General features: G+C 66.1%; 16 protein-coding genes and 1 riboswitch. Of the genes, 11 read left to right on the forward strand and 5 right to left on the reverse strand.

What is annotated here, in order from left to right:
- Positions 1-244: 244 nt before the first annotated feature.
- Positions 245-1,717, reverse strand: coding sequence for a cardiolipin synthase (cls, locus tag ACZY1F_RS03605; RefSeq protein ID WP_463940396.1), 1,473 nt, complete (start codon positions 1,715-1,717; stop codon positions 245-247).
- Between the two features lie 95 nt (positions 1,718-1,812).
- Here cls and ACZY1F_RS03610 point away from each other — a divergent pair, with 95 nt between their 5' ends.
- From ACZY1F_RS03610 to ACZY1F_RS03635, 6 genes are all read left to right on the forward strand, one after another.
- Positions 1,813-2,754 carry an aminodeoxychorismate lyase gene (locus tag ACZY1F_RS03610; protein WP_463940286.1) on the forward strand — a complete coding sequence of 314 codons (942 nt, stop codon included), beginning with the start codon at positions 1,813-1,815 and terminating at the stop codon, positions 2,752-2,754.
- Between the two features lie 67 nt (positions 2,755-2,821).
- Positions 2,822-3,289 carry an NUDIX hydrolase gene (locus ACZY1F_RS03615; protein WP_463940288.1) on the forward strand — a complete coding sequence of 156 codons (468 nt, stop codon included), beginning with the start codon at positions 2,822-2,824 and terminating at the stop codon, positions 3,287-3,289.
- An 84-nt stretch (positions 3,290-3,373) separates the two neighbouring features.
- Positions 3,374-3,838, forward strand: coding sequence for a pyridoxamine 5'-phosphate oxidase family protein (locus ACZY1F_RS03620; RefSeq protein ID WP_463940289.1), 465 nt, complete (start codon positions 3,374-3,376; stop codon positions 3,836-3,838).
- Positions 3,839-3,851: 13 nt separating this feature from the next.
- Entirely contained in the window at positions 3,852-4,409 is a 558-nt protein-coding gene (locus ACZY1F_RS03625; RefSeq protein ID WP_463940290.1) for a GNAT family N-acetyltransferase, read from the forward strand.
- Positions 4,410-4,513: 104 nt separating this feature from the next.
- Entirely contained in the window at positions 4,514-5,716 is a 1,203-nt protein-coding gene (locus tag ACZY1F_RS03630) for an acetyl-CoA C-acetyltransferase (RefSeq protein ID WP_463940291.1), read from the forward strand.
- Between the two features lie 107 nt (positions 5,717-5,823).
- Positions 5,824-7,623, forward strand: coding sequence for a glycoside hydrolase family 5 protein (locus tag ACZY1F_RS03635; RefSeq protein ID WP_463940292.1), 1,800 nt, complete (start codon positions 5,824-5,826; stop codon positions 7,621-7,623).
- A gap of 25 nt (positions 7,624-7,648) precedes the next feature.
- Here ACZY1F_RS03635 and opgC read toward each other — a convergent pair whose 3' ends face one another.
- Positions 7,649-10,132, reverse strand: a complete 2,484-nt coding sequence (gene opgC / locus ACZY1F_RS03640; RefSeq protein WP_463940293.1) for an OpgC domain-containing protein — start codon at positions 10,130-10,132, stop codon at positions 7,649-7,651.
- An 86-nt stretch (positions 10,133-10,218) separates the two neighbouring features.
- Entirely contained in the window at positions 10,219-10,728 is a 510-nt protein-coding gene (locus ACZY1F_RS03645; RefSeq protein WP_463940294.1) for a hypothetical protein, read from the reverse strand.
- A gap of 125 nt (positions 10,729-10,853) precedes the next feature.
- Positions 10,854-10,969: riboswitch (SAM riboswitch) on the forward strand.
- 13 nt (positions 10,970-10,982) lie between these two features.
- Between ACZY1F_RS03645 and ACZY1F_RS03650 the strand changes: the two genes are divergently transcribed.
- From ACZY1F_RS03650 to ACZY1F_RS03660, 3 genes are read left to right on the forward strand one after another with little or no spacing between them, the layout of a single operon-like run.
- Positions 10,983-11,240 carry a DUF1737 domain-containing protein gene (locus ACZY1F_RS03650; protein WP_463940295.1) on the forward strand — a complete coding sequence of 86 codons (258 nt, stop codon included), beginning with the start codon at positions 10,983-10,985 and terminating at the stop codon, positions 11,238-11,240.
- Positions 11,237-11,650 carry a rhodanese-like domain-containing protein gene (locus ACZY1F_RS03655; protein WP_463940296.1) on the forward strand — a complete coding sequence of 138 codons (414 nt, stop codon included), beginning with the start codon at positions 11,237-11,239 and terminating at the stop codon, positions 11,648-11,650. Before ACZY1F_RS03650 ends, ACZY1F_RS03655 begins: the two co-directional genes overlap by 4 nt.
- Positions 11,647-12,855, forward strand: a complete 1,209-nt coding sequence (locus tag ACZY1F_RS03660; protein WP_463940297.1) for an O-succinylhomoserine sulfhydrylase — start codon at positions 11,647-11,649, stop codon at positions 12,853-12,855. Before ACZY1F_RS03655 ends, ACZY1F_RS03660 begins: the two co-directional genes overlap by 4 nt.
- Before the next feature lie 29 nt (positions 12,856-12,884).
- On the opposite strand, the gene ACZY1F_RS03665 is transcribed toward ACZY1F_RS03660, so the two are convergent.
- Entirely contained in the window at positions 12,885-13,787 is a 903-nt protein-coding gene (locus ACZY1F_RS03665) for a LysR family transcriptional regulator ArgP (protein WP_463940298.1), read from the reverse strand.
- A gap of 69 nt (positions 13,788-13,856) precedes the next feature.
- On the opposite strand from ACZY1F_RS03665, the gene ACZY1F_RS03670 reads away from it, so the two are divergent.
- Positions 13,857-14,480 carry a LysE/ArgO family amino acid transporter gene (locus ACZY1F_RS03670; protein ID WP_463940299.1) on the forward strand — a complete coding sequence of 208 codons (624 nt, stop codon included), beginning with the start codon at positions 13,857-13,859 and terminating at the stop codon, positions 14,478-14,480.
- 173 nt (positions 14,481-14,653) lie between these two features.
- Entirely contained in the window at positions 14,654-15,310 is a 657-nt protein-coding gene (locus tag ACZY1F_RS03675) for a hypothetical protein (RefSeq protein WP_463940300.1), read from the forward strand.
- A 51-nt stretch (positions 15,311-15,361) separates the two neighbouring features.
- Here the strand turns inward: ACZY1F_RS03675 and ACZY1F_RS03680 are convergent, their stop codons facing one another.
- Positions 15,362-16,588, reverse strand: coding sequence for a glutamate--cysteine ligase 2 (locus ACZY1F_RS03680; RefSeq protein ID WP_463940301.1), 1,227 nt, complete (start codon positions 16,586-16,588; stop codon positions 15,362-15,364).
- Positions 16,589-16,617: the final 29 nt, after the last annotated feature.

Consider the following 16,617-nt stretch of genomic DNA (forward strand, 5'->3'; position numbering starts at 1 on the left):
CATCCGAAACCAGAACCGCGCTGTTTTGGTCTGTGGCATATCTGTCAGCTCCCCCGCGGCGCTGTCGACAGACAGGCAGGATGCGTTCGCTGATGGTTTGGTCCAGATTCATGAACCAGTGTTCCCAGAGTAGCCGCCCTTCCTGCCGCGCTCCAGTCCGGAACGGCTCAATCTTTGGTCAAGATCGGTTGGCGGTGGTTGGAGCCATGTGCGCAATCAGCTGAACGCGACGGGATTTGCAGGCTTACTGGACGGTAGCCGTCAGCCGGGCCACGTTGTCGATGTACCGGGCCGCGAGGGGTCGCTGGACCCAGTCCTCGAGCTTGAGCTCCTGCGAAATGTCGCGGTAGGTGTCTTCCACCGCGCGCATGTTGTTGACGATTTCCGCGCCGAGCAACATCACCGAGACCTCCATGTTCAGCGAGAAGGATCGCATGTCCATGTTGCTGGAGCCCAGCACGGCCACTTCGTCGTCGATGGTGAAGTGCTTGGCATGGAGCACGAACGGCGCCTTGTAGAGGTAGATCCGGACGCCGGCCTCCAGCAGTGCCTCGTAATAGGAGCGCTGGGCGTGGTGGACCAGGAACTGATCGCCCTTTTCGGAGACGAACAGCTCCACGTCCACGCCCCGCTGGGCGGCGGTGGTGATGGCGTAGAGCAGGGAGTCATCGGGCACGAAATACGGGCTGCAGATGGAGATCCGGTGCTGGGCGGAGTAGATCAGTGTGTTGAAGAGGCGCAGGTTGTTTTCGGTGATGAACCCGGGACCGCTGGGCACCACCTGGGCCGTGACGTTGCCCGGTTCGGGGTTGGCCGGGAGTTGCAGCTGGTGTTCCAGGGACTCGTCGGTTTCGCTCAGCCAGTCCGTGGCGAACACAACGTTGAGTGTTGTGACGATCGGTCCGCGGAGGCAGGCCATCAGCTCCACCCATTCGCGGCCGGCTTTGCGGTGTTTGGGGTTGTTGTAGGAGGGCTCGATCAGGTTCTGCGAGCCTGTGAAGGCGAGTTCGCCGTCGATCACCATGATCTTGCGGTGGTTGCGGAGGTCCGGGCGCCGCCACTGGCCGTGGGTGGGCAGCAGGGGGAGCATGCGCTTCCATTGGATCTTCCCGGCCCGTAATCGGTCGAGGAAATTCCCATAACCCTTGACCCGGAGCGTGCCGATGTGGTCGAACAGCACCCTGACTTCCACACCGCGCTCGGCAGCTTCCTCCATGGCGGTCAACAGGTCATCGGTGATGTGGTCCGTGCTCATGATGTAGAACTCGGCGTTAACGAACTTCTTGGCTTTGCGCACGGCCTCAGTCATGGCCAGGATCGAGTCCGGATACCCGGGAATGAGGTCCACTGTATTGCCGTCCACCATGGGGAGGGAGCCCAGCCGCTGGTTCAGTTCGCCCGCGGACTTCACCCATTCGGGTCCTTCATATTCGCTGTCGACGTCGGCGAGCGCCGAGATACCCGACCGCACCCGGGTGTTGATGATCTCCTGCTGCTGTCGGCGGCGGCTGGAGAGCTTGAAATTTCCGAACAGCAGGAAAAGGACCAGGCCCAGGAATGGCACAAAGAAGATGCCCAGCAGCCAGGCCATGGCCGTGGTGGGGCGCCGGTTGCCCGGGATGATGCCGATAGCCAGGACCCGGATCACCAGGTCTGCGATGCTGAGCACCACCACTACCCACGTCGGCGCCGTCCCGGCAAGCGAAATTGGCCACAGCACTGGAATACCCCCGGAATGCGCGCACCCGCGGACCGGTTCCGACGGGGCAATGACCACAGCTTAGCCGCGGTGGGCCCTACTAAGCTGGAGCCATGACTTCTCCTGCGCCCGTGGTGCTCGTTTTCCTTGACCCCGCGTTCCCGGACGGCCGGCTGGCCGACTCTTCCCAGCCCCAACTGATGGCCACGGACCAGGGCGCCACCCGCGGCGATGGCGTGTTCGAATCCATGCTCGCGGTGGGCGGCGCAGTCCGGAAGCAGCAGGCGCATCTGGACCGGCTGGCGGGATCGGCCCAGGCCCTTGACCTGCTGATCCCCGAGCAGGATGCGTGGCGGGCGGCCATCGGAACGGGCGTCGCGGAGCACCGTAACCAGCACCCTGCTCCCTCGCCGGCCGAGGACGAGGTGGTGGTGAAACTCGTGGTCACCCGTGGCCCGGAAGGTGCGGAGTCACCTACATGCTGGGTTCAAGTCTCCCCGGTGGGCGCCCTCGGCCGCCGCCAGCGCGAAACCGGGATCGACGTCATCCTCCTGGACCGCGGCTACGACAGCGGCGTGGCTGAGCGTGCCCCGTGGCTGCTGCTCGGCGCCAAGACCCTGTCCTACGCCACGAACATGGCCGCCCTGCGGTACGCCCACAAACAGGGCGCCGACGACGTCATCTTCACCTCCTCCGACGGCCGGGTCCTGGAAGGCCCCACGTCCACTGTGCTGCTGGCACATCTGGAAACGTCCGACGACGGCGCCGGCGCCGCCCGCACGGTGCGCCGGCTCATCACCCCGCAGCTGGACAGCGGGATCCTCCCCGGGACCTCCCAGGGTGCCCTGTTCGCGGCTGCCAAGGCCGCCGGCTGGGAGCTCGGGTATGGTCCGCTGGAACCGCAGGACCTGCTGGACGCCGATGCCGTATGGCTGATTTCCAGCATCAGGCTGCTCGCGCCGGTGAACCACATTGACGGCAATGAGGTGGGGACCCCGGCCGTACAGAAGCAGCTGACCGCGGAACTCAACACATTGTTTGCCGGGATTCAGTAGTCTGCTGGGATTCAACAGTTTCCGGGATCCAGCAGTTTTCCGACGTTCAACAGGGAGGCCTGACGCCATGCCGGTTCGTAGCGCAGGGATCCTGCTGTACCGGCGGGGAGCAGACGGGCTGGAAGTATGGATAGCCCACATGGGCGGACCGTTCTGGGCTCGCAAACAGACGCAGTCGTGGTCCGTTCCCAAGGGCGAATACCTTCCGGAGGAGGAACCCCTGCTGGCCGCCCTTCGGGAATTCGCCGAAGAGATCGGCACGCCGCCGCCAGCTGTTGACTATTTTGAGCTGGGGGCTTTCCGGCAACCTTCGGGAAAGATCATTACGGTGTTCGCCGCGGAGTCCGGTTTCCAGCCCGAACGGATTGTGAGCAACACGTTTCCGCTGGAGTGGCCCAGAGGATCCGGCATTATCCAGGACTTTCCCGAGGTGGACGATGCCCGGTGGGTGACGGAAACCGATGCCCGCAGCAAGCTGGTCAAGGGCCAACTTCCCATCCTGGACGCGCTGCTGCAGCGTCTTGAACTGCACTGAAGTGAACCTCCCCAGACGCGCGCCGGGGACCGACGCGCGGAACTGCCCTGTTGGTCCGTCGCGCAGGTCCGTATGGTTTGGTGCATGAACTCTCACACGGAGCCGACCAACACTTTGACGTTCGACGAATGCTGGGAGTTACTGGCCGATGACATCCTGGGGCGCCTGGCCCTTGTAGTAGACGGCCATCCGGAGATCTTTCCGGTCAACTACGTGCTGGACCGCAGGAGCATCGTCTTCCGCAGCGCCGGTGGCTCCAAACTGTGGGGCGCCCAGGCGGACCGTCCCGCGGCACTGGAGATCGACGGATACGATCCCGGCACTGAGATCGCCTGGAGCGTGGTGGTGCGCGGAGATACCGAAGTGATCGAGGCCCAGGCCGACAAGGACGCCGTGGACGATCTGCATCTGGAGCCCTGGCAGCCCGGACCCAAAGCCTACTACATCCGGCTGACCCCACACGCGCTGACGGGCCGCCGCTTCAAGGTCACCAAACCGGATGTCTGGAACACCCGGTTGTCGGACCGCCGTCGTGCGTCCTTCGAGTAGCAGGGGGGACCTTTTGGACAGCGAAGCAGCCGCTCCGCTTGTCCCCGGGGTCCGAATCCGGCTGCTCCGGCGTAACGACGCCGCCGGTCTGGGCGAGGCCTACCTCCGGAACCGCCAGCACCTCGCGCATTGGGAACCGGAGAGGGACGAAGCCTTCTTCACGCCCAGGCATCAACTGGACATCATCCGGGCCAAGCTCGCCCAGCATGCCCTGGGCCAGGAAGTTCCATGGGTGCTGGTGGACCACCATGATCCCGCTTACATCCTCGGCGCCGTCACGCTCACCGGCATCGTCCGTGGGCCGTTCCTTAACGCCAACCTCGGGTACTGGGTCGATTCCAGCCTCAACCGGCGGGGCATCGGGTCTGCGGCGGTCCGCTTTGCCACGGACCAGGCCCGGACGGAACTGGGCCTCCACCGCATCCAGGCGGCAACGCTGCTCCACAATGAGCCCTCACGCAAGATCCTCGGCCGCGCCGGCTTTCGGGAAATAGGCGTAGCGCCGCAGTACCTGAAGATTGCCGGCCGCTGGCAGGACCACCTGCTCCACCAGCTGCTCCTCCCCGGCTGAGCCCACCGCAGCCGAATCCACAGCGACTGGGGCATCTCAGCGGCGCCCAAGGTTCGCCTAAGCTGGCCCCAAGCACTCCTAAATCCGCAAAGCGAAAGGCACCCATGAGCAACGACGCTCACATCCCCGTCATCCTGGGCGGCGCACGCACCCCCTTCGGCAAGTTCCGCGGCGGCCTCTCCGGGCTCACCTCCAGCGAACTGGGCGCCCACGCGATCCGGAACGCACTGGAACGGTCCGGGGTGGCGCCGGAACAGATCCAGGCCGTCATCGTGGGCCAGGTCATCCAGGCGGGCGCGGGCCAGGGACCCGCCCGGCAGGCCAGCCTTGCCGCCGGCATCGGCTGGGATGTGCCCACCGTGACCATCAACAAACTGTGCCTGTCCGGGCTGACCGCCGTGATCGATGCCGCCCGGATGATCCGCGCCGGAGAGGCCGAGTTCATCGTGGCGGCGGGCCAGGAGTCCATGACCAACGCCCCGCACCTGCTGCCCCGGCTTCGCAGCGGCGTGGCGATCGGCGATGCGCCGCTGCTGGATGCCCTGAACTTTGACGGTCTGCAGGACCCCGTTTCAGGCGAACTGATGGGGTCCGCCACCGACGCCGGGAACGCCCGCCTGGGCATCAGCCGCGCGGACCAGGACGCCGTCGCCGCACTCTCCCACCAGCGGGCGGAGGCCGCCCGTAAGGCCGGCATCCTGGCTGAAGAGATCGCTCCGGTGGAGGTCCCGCAGCGCCGGGGACCGGCCGTTGTGATTGATGCCGACGAGGGCATCCGCGCCGAAACCACGCTCGAGACGCTCGCGGCACTGAAGCCAGCCTTCTCCAAGGACCCGGCCGCCACCATCACCGCCGGTTCTGCCTCCCCGCTGTCCGATGGCGCGGCCGCGGTGGTGGTGGCCAGCAAGTCAGCAGCGGAAGCGGCCGGCCTCAGCTGGATCGCGGAGATCGGGAGCCACGGCCAGACCGCCGGACCGGACGGGTCCCTGCATTCCCAGCCGTCGCGCGCCATTGAGCGGGCCCTGAAACTTGAAGGGCTGAGCATTGACGACGTGGACCTGATTGAGATCAACGAAGCCTTCGCGTCGGTGGTACTGCAGTCCGCCAAAGACCTGGGGATCGACGCGGACAGAATCAACGCCGACGGCGGCGCCATCGCCTTGGGCCACCCGGTGGGCGCGTCGGGGGCCCGCTTGGTCCTGCATCAGGCACTGGCGCTGAACCGGCGCGGCGGCGGGACAGGCGTGGTTGCCCTGTGTGGCGGCGGCGGCCAGGGCGACGCCTTGATCCTCAAAGCCCGCGGCTAGGGGCTTACGGGGGGCTACCTAATTGTGAATCTTTATGGAAAAGGCCACGACAGGCGCTGCGCGAGCTAATATGCTGGCCCTCTACTCGCCGAACGAGGGAGCTCTCGATGCCCGGGGACACTGAGCCGCACGGACCGGAATCGACGCTGCGCCGTCGTTGGTGGCCGCCGTACGGGCGCCGGTGGCCATGGTGGCTGTGGACGCTCCTACTGGTGCTGGTTCCGCTGTTGGTTGTTGCCGGCTGCGCGCTGAGCGGGGACAAGGAGGGCGGGCCGTCGACCAAAGCACCTCCTCCCCCGCGGTTCGTGACCGCCGCCGGCCCGGGTCTGGTTCTCGACGGTGAGCCCACGAGGCTGAAGGCCGTAAACTTCTCCAACCTGTACCACCGGAACATCGATGGGTCCGATCTCCTCAGCACCCAGGACCATTCGGAGGCCGACTTCGGGCGCGCCAGGCAAATGGGTTTCAATTCCATCCGCTTCGCCTTTGACGGTGACTGGTACGCGGACTCCCCGACAGTCTTCTTCAAGTGGCTGGACCAGAACGTGGCCTGGGCCCGGCAACAGAAAATGCGCCTGATCCTGGATCTGCATACGCCGATCGGCGGCTTCTGGCTGGATCCCACCGGGGACGACGTCAATTTCGATATCTGGTCCGATCCGGCGCTACGGCAAAAAAACGCCGACCTGTGGCGCGAAATAGCCACCCGGTACAAGGATGAGCCTGCCGTTGCCGCTTACGATCTGCTCAACGAGCCGGTGACAACGGATGCGACCGGTCAGCAGTGGCAAGATTTCGCACGGGAACTGGTGGCCGTGGTGCGGTCAGTGGACTCGAACCACCTGCTGGTGGTAGGCGGGGTATACGGGGTAAATGGCCGCTACGGCACTGCCGGAATCAATCAGCATTTTCTGGTCGACGACAAAAACGTTGTGTACGACTTCCATTTCTACGAGCCCATCAAGTACACCCACCAGTACGCGTCCTGGGTTGAGGGACCGATCAAGGACGGCGGCCGCTACCCTGATCCGAACGTGATCCTGCCGACCGGGGAAAGGGTGCTGCTGACGGAAAGCCGTGTCACCAGTCCATCGCTGCCCCTTGGAACGTCGGACTGGAGGACCTACGACAGCGGCATCGTCGCGATCACCGACAGCAAAGCCGTAGCGGCCACCCCGTTGGTCATCACCCAAGGCGGCATGCGGGGAAAGGCCTACTTCGACGCGATCACGGTGACGGAGTACACCCCTGACGGCACCGAAATCCGGCAGATCGTCAATGACCGGCTGGACAGCGCGGGGACGCTGGACTGGCATGAATGGGAGGTCGGCGGGGATCCGGCGTCACCGGCCGGGTTCGAACGGGAGGCGGCCGGTTACCAGGACAACGGCGGCCTCTCCATCAGCGACGCCGAGGGCACCGGGGCGGTCGCGGGGTGGAGCAACAATGCACACCTGTTCAAGGTAGTGCCCGGTAACAGGTACCGCATTCAGGGCCAAATGCGGGGTGAGAATATTGCAGCCTCAACCGGCGCTCTCCCCGTGATCGGCCTCCAGCTCGATGTTTACGCCGAGCCGCCTGGCGCCGCCGGCGAGGGATTCATGGCACGCGACAAGGCCTATCTGGCCCATGAGATGGCCAAGCACGTGAAGTTCGGCAAGGACAATAACGTGCCGATGTCGGTCCTGGAATTCGGCCTGGTCCGGCAGGCCTTCCAGATGGAAGGCAAGGGCGGCGGCCAGTGGGTCATCGACATGCTAGCGCTCCTGGAAGAAAACAACCTCAGCTTCGCCTATTGGGAATACCACGGCGCCCAGATGGGGCTCTATCTGAGCGGTGCCGGCAAACCCAGCGAACCCAATACGGCCCTCCAGGAACTCCTGACCCGCGAACTGCACGACCAGTGAAACTCAGGTGACCAGGCGGGTCAGGTCAGGTGGGGATGATCCTGAACAGGAAGCGCGTCCGGACCATGACCCACAGGAGCCCCAGGATTACGGCGTAGGCAGCCGTGTTGAGGAGAATGTCGCCCTGCTGCAGTGCCGGGATATTGGCAACCACGGCGATGAGGACCACGTGGATAACAAAGACGTAGAGCGTGGCCCGGCCAAGCGGGATAAGAAACCATCCGAAGGCACGCTCGGTGGGCTTCCAGTAGGCCGTGAGGAAAGCGTAGGCCGCTACCACCACTACCACGACGTTCAGCAGCCGTCCCGGCGCCAGGTAGGTGCGGGCAAAGAAGGAGTCATACATGGTCCGGTACAGGGAATCCGGGATGACGCCCAGCCGGAGGTCAAACCCGTTGGCAAGATAAGGGTTGCCCCAGGACAGGAACGCGAAAACCATGGCGGCGCCGCTGCAGGCTGCCACCGCCCAGGTGTGGGCCGAGAGCCATGCAACGATCTTCCGCCGGTGGAAACCCGCCACCAGGCCGAGCACAAAAAGCACCTGCCACACCAGCAGCGGAAACGAATCCTCGAACTGGGAAGGCAGCAGCCTGGTCCGGGTGGCGGCGCCGACTGAGTAGACGCTTAGCGTGGCCGCCAGCACCCACAGCGTCCGGCCACGGTTCAGGGCGGCGAGGATCAGCGGGCTGACCAGCAGCAGGACAACGTACAGGCCCATCACATTGAACTGCCACGGCCCGAACTGGAGGAGCAGGATGGCCGGCAGGACCTGGGGCGGAACGGGGAACTGAAAAAGCGATTCCATGCCGGCATACAGGTTGTAGGTCCGGCCGGCCGCGGCATGGCCGGCCCCTCCTGTTCCCTGGTCGGTGTAGGTGGTGAGGGGATCCGTCTGGAAGATGGGCAACAGGGAAACCAGGAAAATGCCCACCAGCACCACCAGGGCGGTGACATAAAGCTTGCCCGCCCGCCGTGATGTCAGGTCCACCACCGTGCCGAAGTCGTCCTTGACCCGTGGCCCATAGACCATGCCCACCACCAGTCCGGAGAACAGCACAAACAGCTCCGCGCCCGAGACGAAACCCACCGCTTCCTGGGTCAGGAGCTGGAACAGGGACGTCAGGCCCAGGTGGTTCACCACCACAAAGACGATGGCTGCCCCGCGCAGCAGGTCCACGCGGGAATCCCGGTTTGACGGGTCGTTGTAACCCCAGGCAGCCACGGCGGTCACCCGCCGCGGGACCTGCCACAGGACAACAAGGAGGATGAGCAGGGCCGCGCCCACGCTCCAGGCGGCCACGCCCGTCAGGGTGTTGGCCTGGGCATACTCCTGGCCGGAGACGATTCCATTGACCGGACCCGTGACGAGGCCGGACGCGTCCAGCCGGGCGCGTGCCGCTGCAGCCACGTCGGCGTTTCCCGTGATGGTCCAGTCGATGCTGGCCACGCCGGTGTCCCTGGTGCTGGTCCGTTCGTCCCAGACCACGGCAGCGGTCTTGCCGAACTGCCCGGACGTCGCAGCTTCGAGTGTCTGGTCCCACCAGCCCCGTTTGATGTCGGCCTCCGCGGCGCCGCCGGCAGCGGGGCTGTAGAAGGCCGCGGTCTGCAGGAGGAACGGCTTGTCCCGTTGCTCCACGTAGGTGGCGTAGAAGTCCTCGTTGCCGACTCCGGTCAGCATCCCTGCCAGTTCTCCGGGGGCGGCCACGGTGTTGACGGCGGCCGTGCCGGCGGTGTCGTCATGGTAGGCGGCCAGCCCTACCCATTCCACGGCCTCGTCCCCGGGATAGTAAGGCGCGTAGGCGCCGTCGGCACCGTCCCAGGTGCCATCGCCGTTCGTGTCCAACAGGGCAAAGCCCTCGCTGCCGGCAGCGGGGGCATTGCGGTTCCGGCCAAAGGGGTAGTCCCGCCCCAGGAAGGGTGCCCACACCATCACGGTGCCGGCGTCGTCCGTTTCCTTGAACTCTGCAGCCACTGCCCTAAAGGCGGCCCGGTAGGCTGCCGGCTGTTGCCCCCAGTCAAGCCAGCTCCCGTTCATGTCTGGGGCGAAGCGGACCAGCACCTGGCCCCGGAAGCCTGCCGAAATCCGGGTGATCTCGGCGGCAAATGACTGGGCGGTGGCGTGGTCGATCTGCTGCAGCGGAACTGTGGGTTTGACGGTGAGCATGGCATGGGAGCCCAAGGCCGCAGCCTGGTCCAGGAACTGCCGGATGGCATTGGTTTCCGAGGACCGGAAGGGGATGGAAATGTCATGGCCCACCAGGGCCGGCGTCGCTCCCAGCCGCTCGGCAAAGCTGGCCGCCGAATCCTCGCCCCACTCAAGGACCGCGCCCAGCAGCGGCTTTCCCGGCTCCGGAGCCGTATTGGCGGCGCGGGCAGTCCCGGCGGTTGGCAACATCGCCAGGACAGCCAACAGGACGGTGAGCAGTAGCACGACGGCGGCCCGCAGCCGTGTCTGCTGGGGAGAGCCGGCAAGGCTGGCGTTGCGGGTCGGCGCGGTGGCTGTTGGCATATTGGTGTAATCCCCCAAGAACGGCTGCTTCAAAGACGGTGGCCGGCGCCTCTGCAAACTCTAGCTGCCTCCGCCTTTGGTCCGGTTCAGCCCTGCTTAGTCTCGGGTCCAAGGACCAACAGCGGCACGAGCCTCTGCGCACAGGCGACTCCGACGAGGGTCTGCGGTCCCGCCCCCACCCTGTTGTTCACCCCGGTGTCATCGCACCAGTCCACGCCATAGGGGTGGGCGGTGACCCCGGCTGTCCCGGGTGCCACGCCGGCCGGGACGGTGAACACAAAAGTGAAGCCGCCGTCGTCGGTCATGGGAGCGAGCTCTTCCAGCACGGTGGTGCCGTACGGATCCAGCAATTCCACCTGGACCCGCGCGTCGGCGCCGTAGCGGGCATCGCAGGTGGTGTCCGGGGCGCTGACGGTGACCTGGTCACCCGGTTTCGCGGCGGCAGGCGAGATGGAAAACTCCGGCGGCATGCAGGGCGGCGGCGCGAAAATGTCGCGGCAGCCTGTCGCCCCCACGAGTACCGGCACGGCACACAGCCCCACGGCCAATACACGTGCCCAGGCGCCCGTCAGTGAGTGGCCCCGCATTTTCCCCATGACCCGATTGTCCCGTCAGCGCCGGGGTTACGGAAGCACGGCGGGGTTACGGAACTGCGCGTTGGTTACGGAACATGACGACGGCGGCAGTGCGGCCGGGCGGGCCGGATGTTACGTTTTTGGGGAGTAATGAGAACCGGCGCCAAGCCCTGACTGGCCGGTCGGCAACCCTCCCTTTCGCGGCGGGGTGCCTCAGGTGAATACTCGGCATATCGACCCATTCGAGCTGCAAGCGTGAAAGAAGGAGTTCCGTCGTGTCTGACGCCCCCGCCCCTGAAGAGAAACTGTTGTACCGGCTTGTCACCGGGCCGGATGACAGGTCTTTCTGTGAACGGATTTCCACTGCCCTGGCCGAAGGGTATGTCCTGCACGGCAGCCCGGCCGCGACGTCCAACGGCGGCGTTGTGATTGTTGCCCAGGCACTCATCCTCCCGTCGGCCATCGCCACCGCTGACGCAGCGGTCGCCTCCGCCGTGGAAGACCTCGATTTCGACGGCGAGGGCCACGCGTGAGCTACGCCGGAGACCTCACCCCGCAGGAAGCCTGGGCGAAACTCGAACAAGGCGCCATCCTGGTGGATGTCCGGACCGAGGGCGAATGGGCCCACATCGGCATCCCCGACACCAAGGCCACCGACAACGATCCCCTGTTCATCCCGTGGACGTTCCCCGGCGGCATCCCCAACCCGGCTTTCCTCACCGACCTGACACAACAGGCACCGGAGGATAACAGCACAGAACTGCTGTTCCTCTGCCGCTCGGGCCAGCGTTCCATCGCCGCCGCCGTCGCCGCGACGCAGGCCGGTTTCACTTCCTACAACGTCCTGGAGGGTTTCGAAGGCGAGCCGGACCGGTACGGCGAGCGCACCGTCAACGGCTGGAAGAACCGCGGCCTGCCCACCAACCTGGGAATAGCCAAGTGACCTTCAACGAAGACGCCGCCGGCTGGAGCGCCGAGACGCAGGCGGTCCGTGGCGGGCTGGACCGCACCAACTTCCAGGAAACCACCGAGCCAATCTTCCTGAACTCGGGCTTCGTCTACGAGTCCGCGGCCGCCGCCGAGCGTGCCTTCACCGGCGAGGACGAACGCTTCGTCTACTCCCGGTACGGCAACCCGTCCGTGGCCACGTTCCAGGAACGCCTCCGCCTGCTCGAAGGCACCGAGGCGTGCTTCGCGACGGCGTCGGGCATGTCCGCGGTATTCACCGCCCTGGGTGCGTTGCTGGCGGCCGGGGACCGGGTGGTTGCCGCGCGCTCTCTGTTCGGCTCCTGCTTTGTGATCCTGAACGAAATCCTGCCGCGCTGGGGCGTGGAAACCGTGTTTGTTGACGGCCCGGACCTGGAGCAATGGGCTGCTGCGCTGTCGGAGCCCACCACCGCGGTGTTCTTCGAATCGCCGTCCAACCCGATGCAGGAAATCGTGGACATCGCCGCGGTCAGCGAGCTGGCGCACGCCGCCGGGGCCACCGTCGTCGTGGACAATGTCTTTGCCACTCCGCTGCTGCAGCGCTGCGGCCAACTGGGGGCGGACGTCATTGTGTACTCCGGCACCAAGCACATCGACGGCCAGGGACGCGTCCTGGGCGGCGCCATCCTGGGCACCAAGGAATTCATCGACGGCCCGGTCAAGCAGCTCATGCGGCACACGGGCCCGGCGCTCTCCGCCTTCAACGCCTGGGTGCTGACCAAGGGCCTGGAGACCATGGCGCTGCGCGTGAACCACTCGTCCGCGTCCGCGCTGCGGCTGGCCGAATGGCTCGAACAGCAGCCGGCCGTCAGCTGGGTCAAGTACCCGCTGCTCAAGTCACACCCGCAGTACGAACTCGCCGCCAAGCAGATGAAGGCCGGCGGCACCGTCCTCACGCTGGAACTTGCGACGACGGCTGGCCGCTCGGGCAAGGAAGCCGCCTTTGCGCTGCTGGACGCCTTGCGGATCATCGACATCTCCAACAACCTGGGCGACGCCAAGTCCCTCATCACCCACCCGGCCACCACCACGCACCGCGCCATGGGTCCCGAAGGCCGTGCCGCCATCGGGCTCAGCGACGGCGTGGTGCGGCTGTCCGTGGGCCTGGAGGACGTGGACGACCTCATCGGCGACCTGGAGCAGGCCCTGAAGCACATCTAGTTCCGGCTCGCGCTTAGCTTTGCGCCCGGTCAGGCGCCTGGCTGGCGGAGCTGCCGGGCCGCCGTCTCCCGGACCGCGGCGGTCAGCTGGTTGAGCACCGGCGAGTCGATCTTCCACCGCTGCCAGTTCAACAACACGTCAACGGGATTGGCCGGTGCCAGCTCCACGAGGCCGCCGTTCCGGATGTCGGCCAGGCACTGCTGCTCCGGCAGAAGTCCCCACCCCAGTCCCAGCCGGATGGCTTGGGCGAACTCGGCCGACGACGGCACATAGTGCCGCGGTGCGGTCAGTTCCGCGCCGGTCAGCCTGCGGAAAAACCCGTCCTGCAGGTCATCCTTGCGGTCAAAATCCACCACCGGAGCCAGGCTCCCTGCAACAAGTTCCGGCCCGTCGGGCCACCAGCGCAGGAGGTACCCGGGGCTTGCCACCGCGCGGTACCGCAAGGAACCCAGCGGTTCCACACTGCAGCCCTGGACCGGTTCCGGCGTTGCGGTTACCGCGGCCATCACCGATCCTGTCCGGAGGAGCTGGGTGGAATGCTGCTCATCTTCCCTGCGGAGTTCGAAGCACGCGCCGAGGTCCGGCGGAAGACTTGCCAGCGCCGGCATGAACCAGGTGGAGAGTGAGTCCGCGTTCACCACCAAGGGGATGGGCGCCGTCGGCCGGTCCTGGCTCGCCCCGAGCTCCTGCTGTGCGTCCCATTCGAGCTGCCGGACCTGCCTGGCGAACCGCAGGATGGCTTCCCCGGCTGTTGTGGGCCGGACGGGGTTGGTGCGCTGCAGCAGGATCTGGCCGGCCGCGTCCTCCATCGCCTTCAGCCGCTGGGAAATGGCCGACGGCGTGACGTACAGGCTCCGCGCCGCCGCCTCAAGGGTCCCCTCGTCCACGACTGCCGCGAAGGTCCGGAGCTGCTCAAACTGGAACATCTTCATTAGCTTTCCTTAATATAGCTAAGAATATTTAGCTGGAGTTATCCTAGTCCGGTCCGTACGTTGGAGGATATGAATCTGACTGCATTTCTAGGCCCCGCCGCGCTGGGTTTCGGCACGGGCCTCGCCTTGATCGTGGCCATCGGCAGCCAGAACGCTTTTGTGCTCCGGCAGGGCATCCGCGGCGAGCATGTGGCCGCCGTCGTCCTGGTCTGCAGTGTCTCCGATGCGCTGCTCATCGCTGCGGGCATCGCCGGAGTGGGGGCGCTGCTCCAGTCGAGCCCCGTGATCGTGGACGTGGTCCGGTTTGCCGGAGCCGCCTTCCTGTTGGGCTACGGCGTCATGGCGGCGCGCCGGGCGATTCGTCCGGGGGCGTTGACGGCATCGGGGCGACAGCCCGCCGTCGGCATCGGCGCCGCCCTTAGCACGGTGCTGGCTTTGACCTGGCTCAATCCGCACGTCTACCTGGACACCGTGCTGCTGCTCGGATCCGTGGCCAACCAGCAGGCGCAGGATTTGCGGTGGTGGTTCGGGGGCGGAGCTATCGCCGCCAGCATTGCCTGGTTCAGCGCGCTGGGTTTCGGGGCGCGGGCCCTGCGGCCCTTCTTTGCGCGGCCCTCGTCGTGGCGCATCCTGGACGGGCTCGTCGCCGCTGTCATGCTCACGCTGGGGATACGCCTGGCGATCGGTGCGTGACGTCGTTGTTCTTGGCGCGAACGGACACTTGGTGCCCTCACACACCTGTGACTTCAGGGGCGGATCTGGCCGTTCCGATCACTGCCGTTGACCTCGGCGGCGGTGCGGCGTAACTTCATGGTCACCACCGCGATGTTGCTGGGCCAAAGCATCCGCCGGACCGAGAGCCAGCCATGAACGCAAACCAGCCGCTGCAGGGCACCAAGCCATATCAAAAAGCGGGAGCCGTCATCGTCGCGGCGGGCACTTGCTGGGGACTGGGAATCTCGTTCGTAGGGAACGTGCACGTCACCCGGGACCCGGCCGCCAGGCTGGCCATGCTGGAGCGCCACCGGGGACTCTGGGTTGCCGGCCAATTCCTGGCAGCCGCCGGGACCATGGCCGTTCCCGTCGGATTTGCCCGGTTCGCCCAATCCGTCCACTCCGGCCCGGCTAACGGCCCCGCCAAGACCCTGGCCGCCGCCGCAGCAGCCGCCCTGCTCGCCGGCGCGCCCTTGTTTGTGGCGGCCCTTGCGAACCGCGCCTCGGACCTGGAGAGGTTCGCCTACCGGCGGGGATCAAACTGGCCGTTCCTGACATACTCAGGGCTGCATATCGGCGGCCTCGCGGCCCTGGGGGCGGGGCTCCTGCTCCAGCCGCTGAAACCCTGGACCGGCATCACAGCGGCCGCCAGCGCACCGGTCTTCGCTGCGATCCTGGCCGGCACCAAGGACATTCCGCCGTTCGTTTTCTACCTGGTGGAAACCGCGGTGGGTGTCCAACTGATGCGCTACAAGGAACCAGAGACTCGCGCGAACTGGCAGATAACGGCCCCAAAACTCGAAAAATAGGGCATTGTCTGCACGTTCGCGCCAAGGTTCTGCGTGCGAAGGTCGAGGGAGTCAGGACTGGCGCACGCGCAGCAACTCCGGGACTTCCTCCGCCTCCAGCAGCCCGGAGGTGCCACGCATGGTGACACCCACGGCGTGGGCAACCACGGCCCCCAGCCCGCCGTCGTCGGGCGCTGATTCTTCCATCACCGCGTCCCGGACCCTGCGCTGTTCGGTGGAGCCGGTGCCGCGGGCAATGATGTCCTCAACGCCTTGCCGTGCCAGGGAAAGTTCGTCCTGCTCGGCGAGGACCGGCGCCAGATAATCCACCAAAGACCGGACGACGTCGACGGCGGGCGCCGGCCTGAACGTGCCAAAATCCAGCAGCTCGCCGACCAGGCCACTGCTGCTCGCCTGCCACGCCGCCATCCGCAGCAGCACCGTGGGCACCGGGGCCGGTTCCACGCCGTCGCGCCATTCGCGGCTGGCCGACTCCACCAGGGCCCGGACCAGGACGGCAATGAGGGCTGCGTCCTCGGCGCGGAGGCAGACATCGGCAACGCGGACCTCAACGGTGGGGTGGTTCCGGGACAGGCGGGCATCAAAGTAGATCATGCCTTCATCCAGAAGCACGCCACTGTCCAGCAGGCGCGTTACCACCCTCCGATAGGCGGAGTAGGTGCTGAAAATGGCCGAGGGCCCGGACATGGGCCACCGATTCCAGGCTTGGGTGCGGTAGCTCTCGAATCCCGTGGGCATCCCGTTCCAGAACGGAGAATTCGCGCTCAGTGCCGTGAGTACTGCCAGCTTGTCCCGGATCCTGTCCAGCACAGCCACGCCCTCGTCCTTGGATTCGATGAACGTGTGCACGTGGAAGCCGCAGGTCAGCTGCTCCTGCGCGGTCAGGCCGAAGCGTTCGAGCATCCGGGCATAGCGGGCGTCGGGGGTGGTGTGGCTCGCAAGGCCAAACGGGGACGTGGCCAACGCGGCGACCCTGGCACCGTTCTTGATGGCCGCCTGGTCCGCCAGCAGCCGGCCGGCCCGGATCTGCTGCAGCAGTTCTGCATACTCGAGGCAGGGCCGGGTCTGGGTCTCGATCTGCTCAAGCTTCAGCTCGGCAGTCAGGCCGGTCCCGTCGTCGTGGACGGTTTTTTCCTTGGCTGCCAGCGCAAAGGGACGTTCCGGGGCGTCGTCGGCGGCCATCCGGCGGCCGGACAGCATCGCATCCGCGAGGGCAAGCGGCTCCCCCGTGTCCGGATCAACGATCAGGAGCTCTTCCTCGACGCCGAATGTACGCATGCTTATATTGTGCTGCAACGGGCAAGGAC

Source organism: Pseudarthrobacter xylosi (assembly GCF_055412765.1).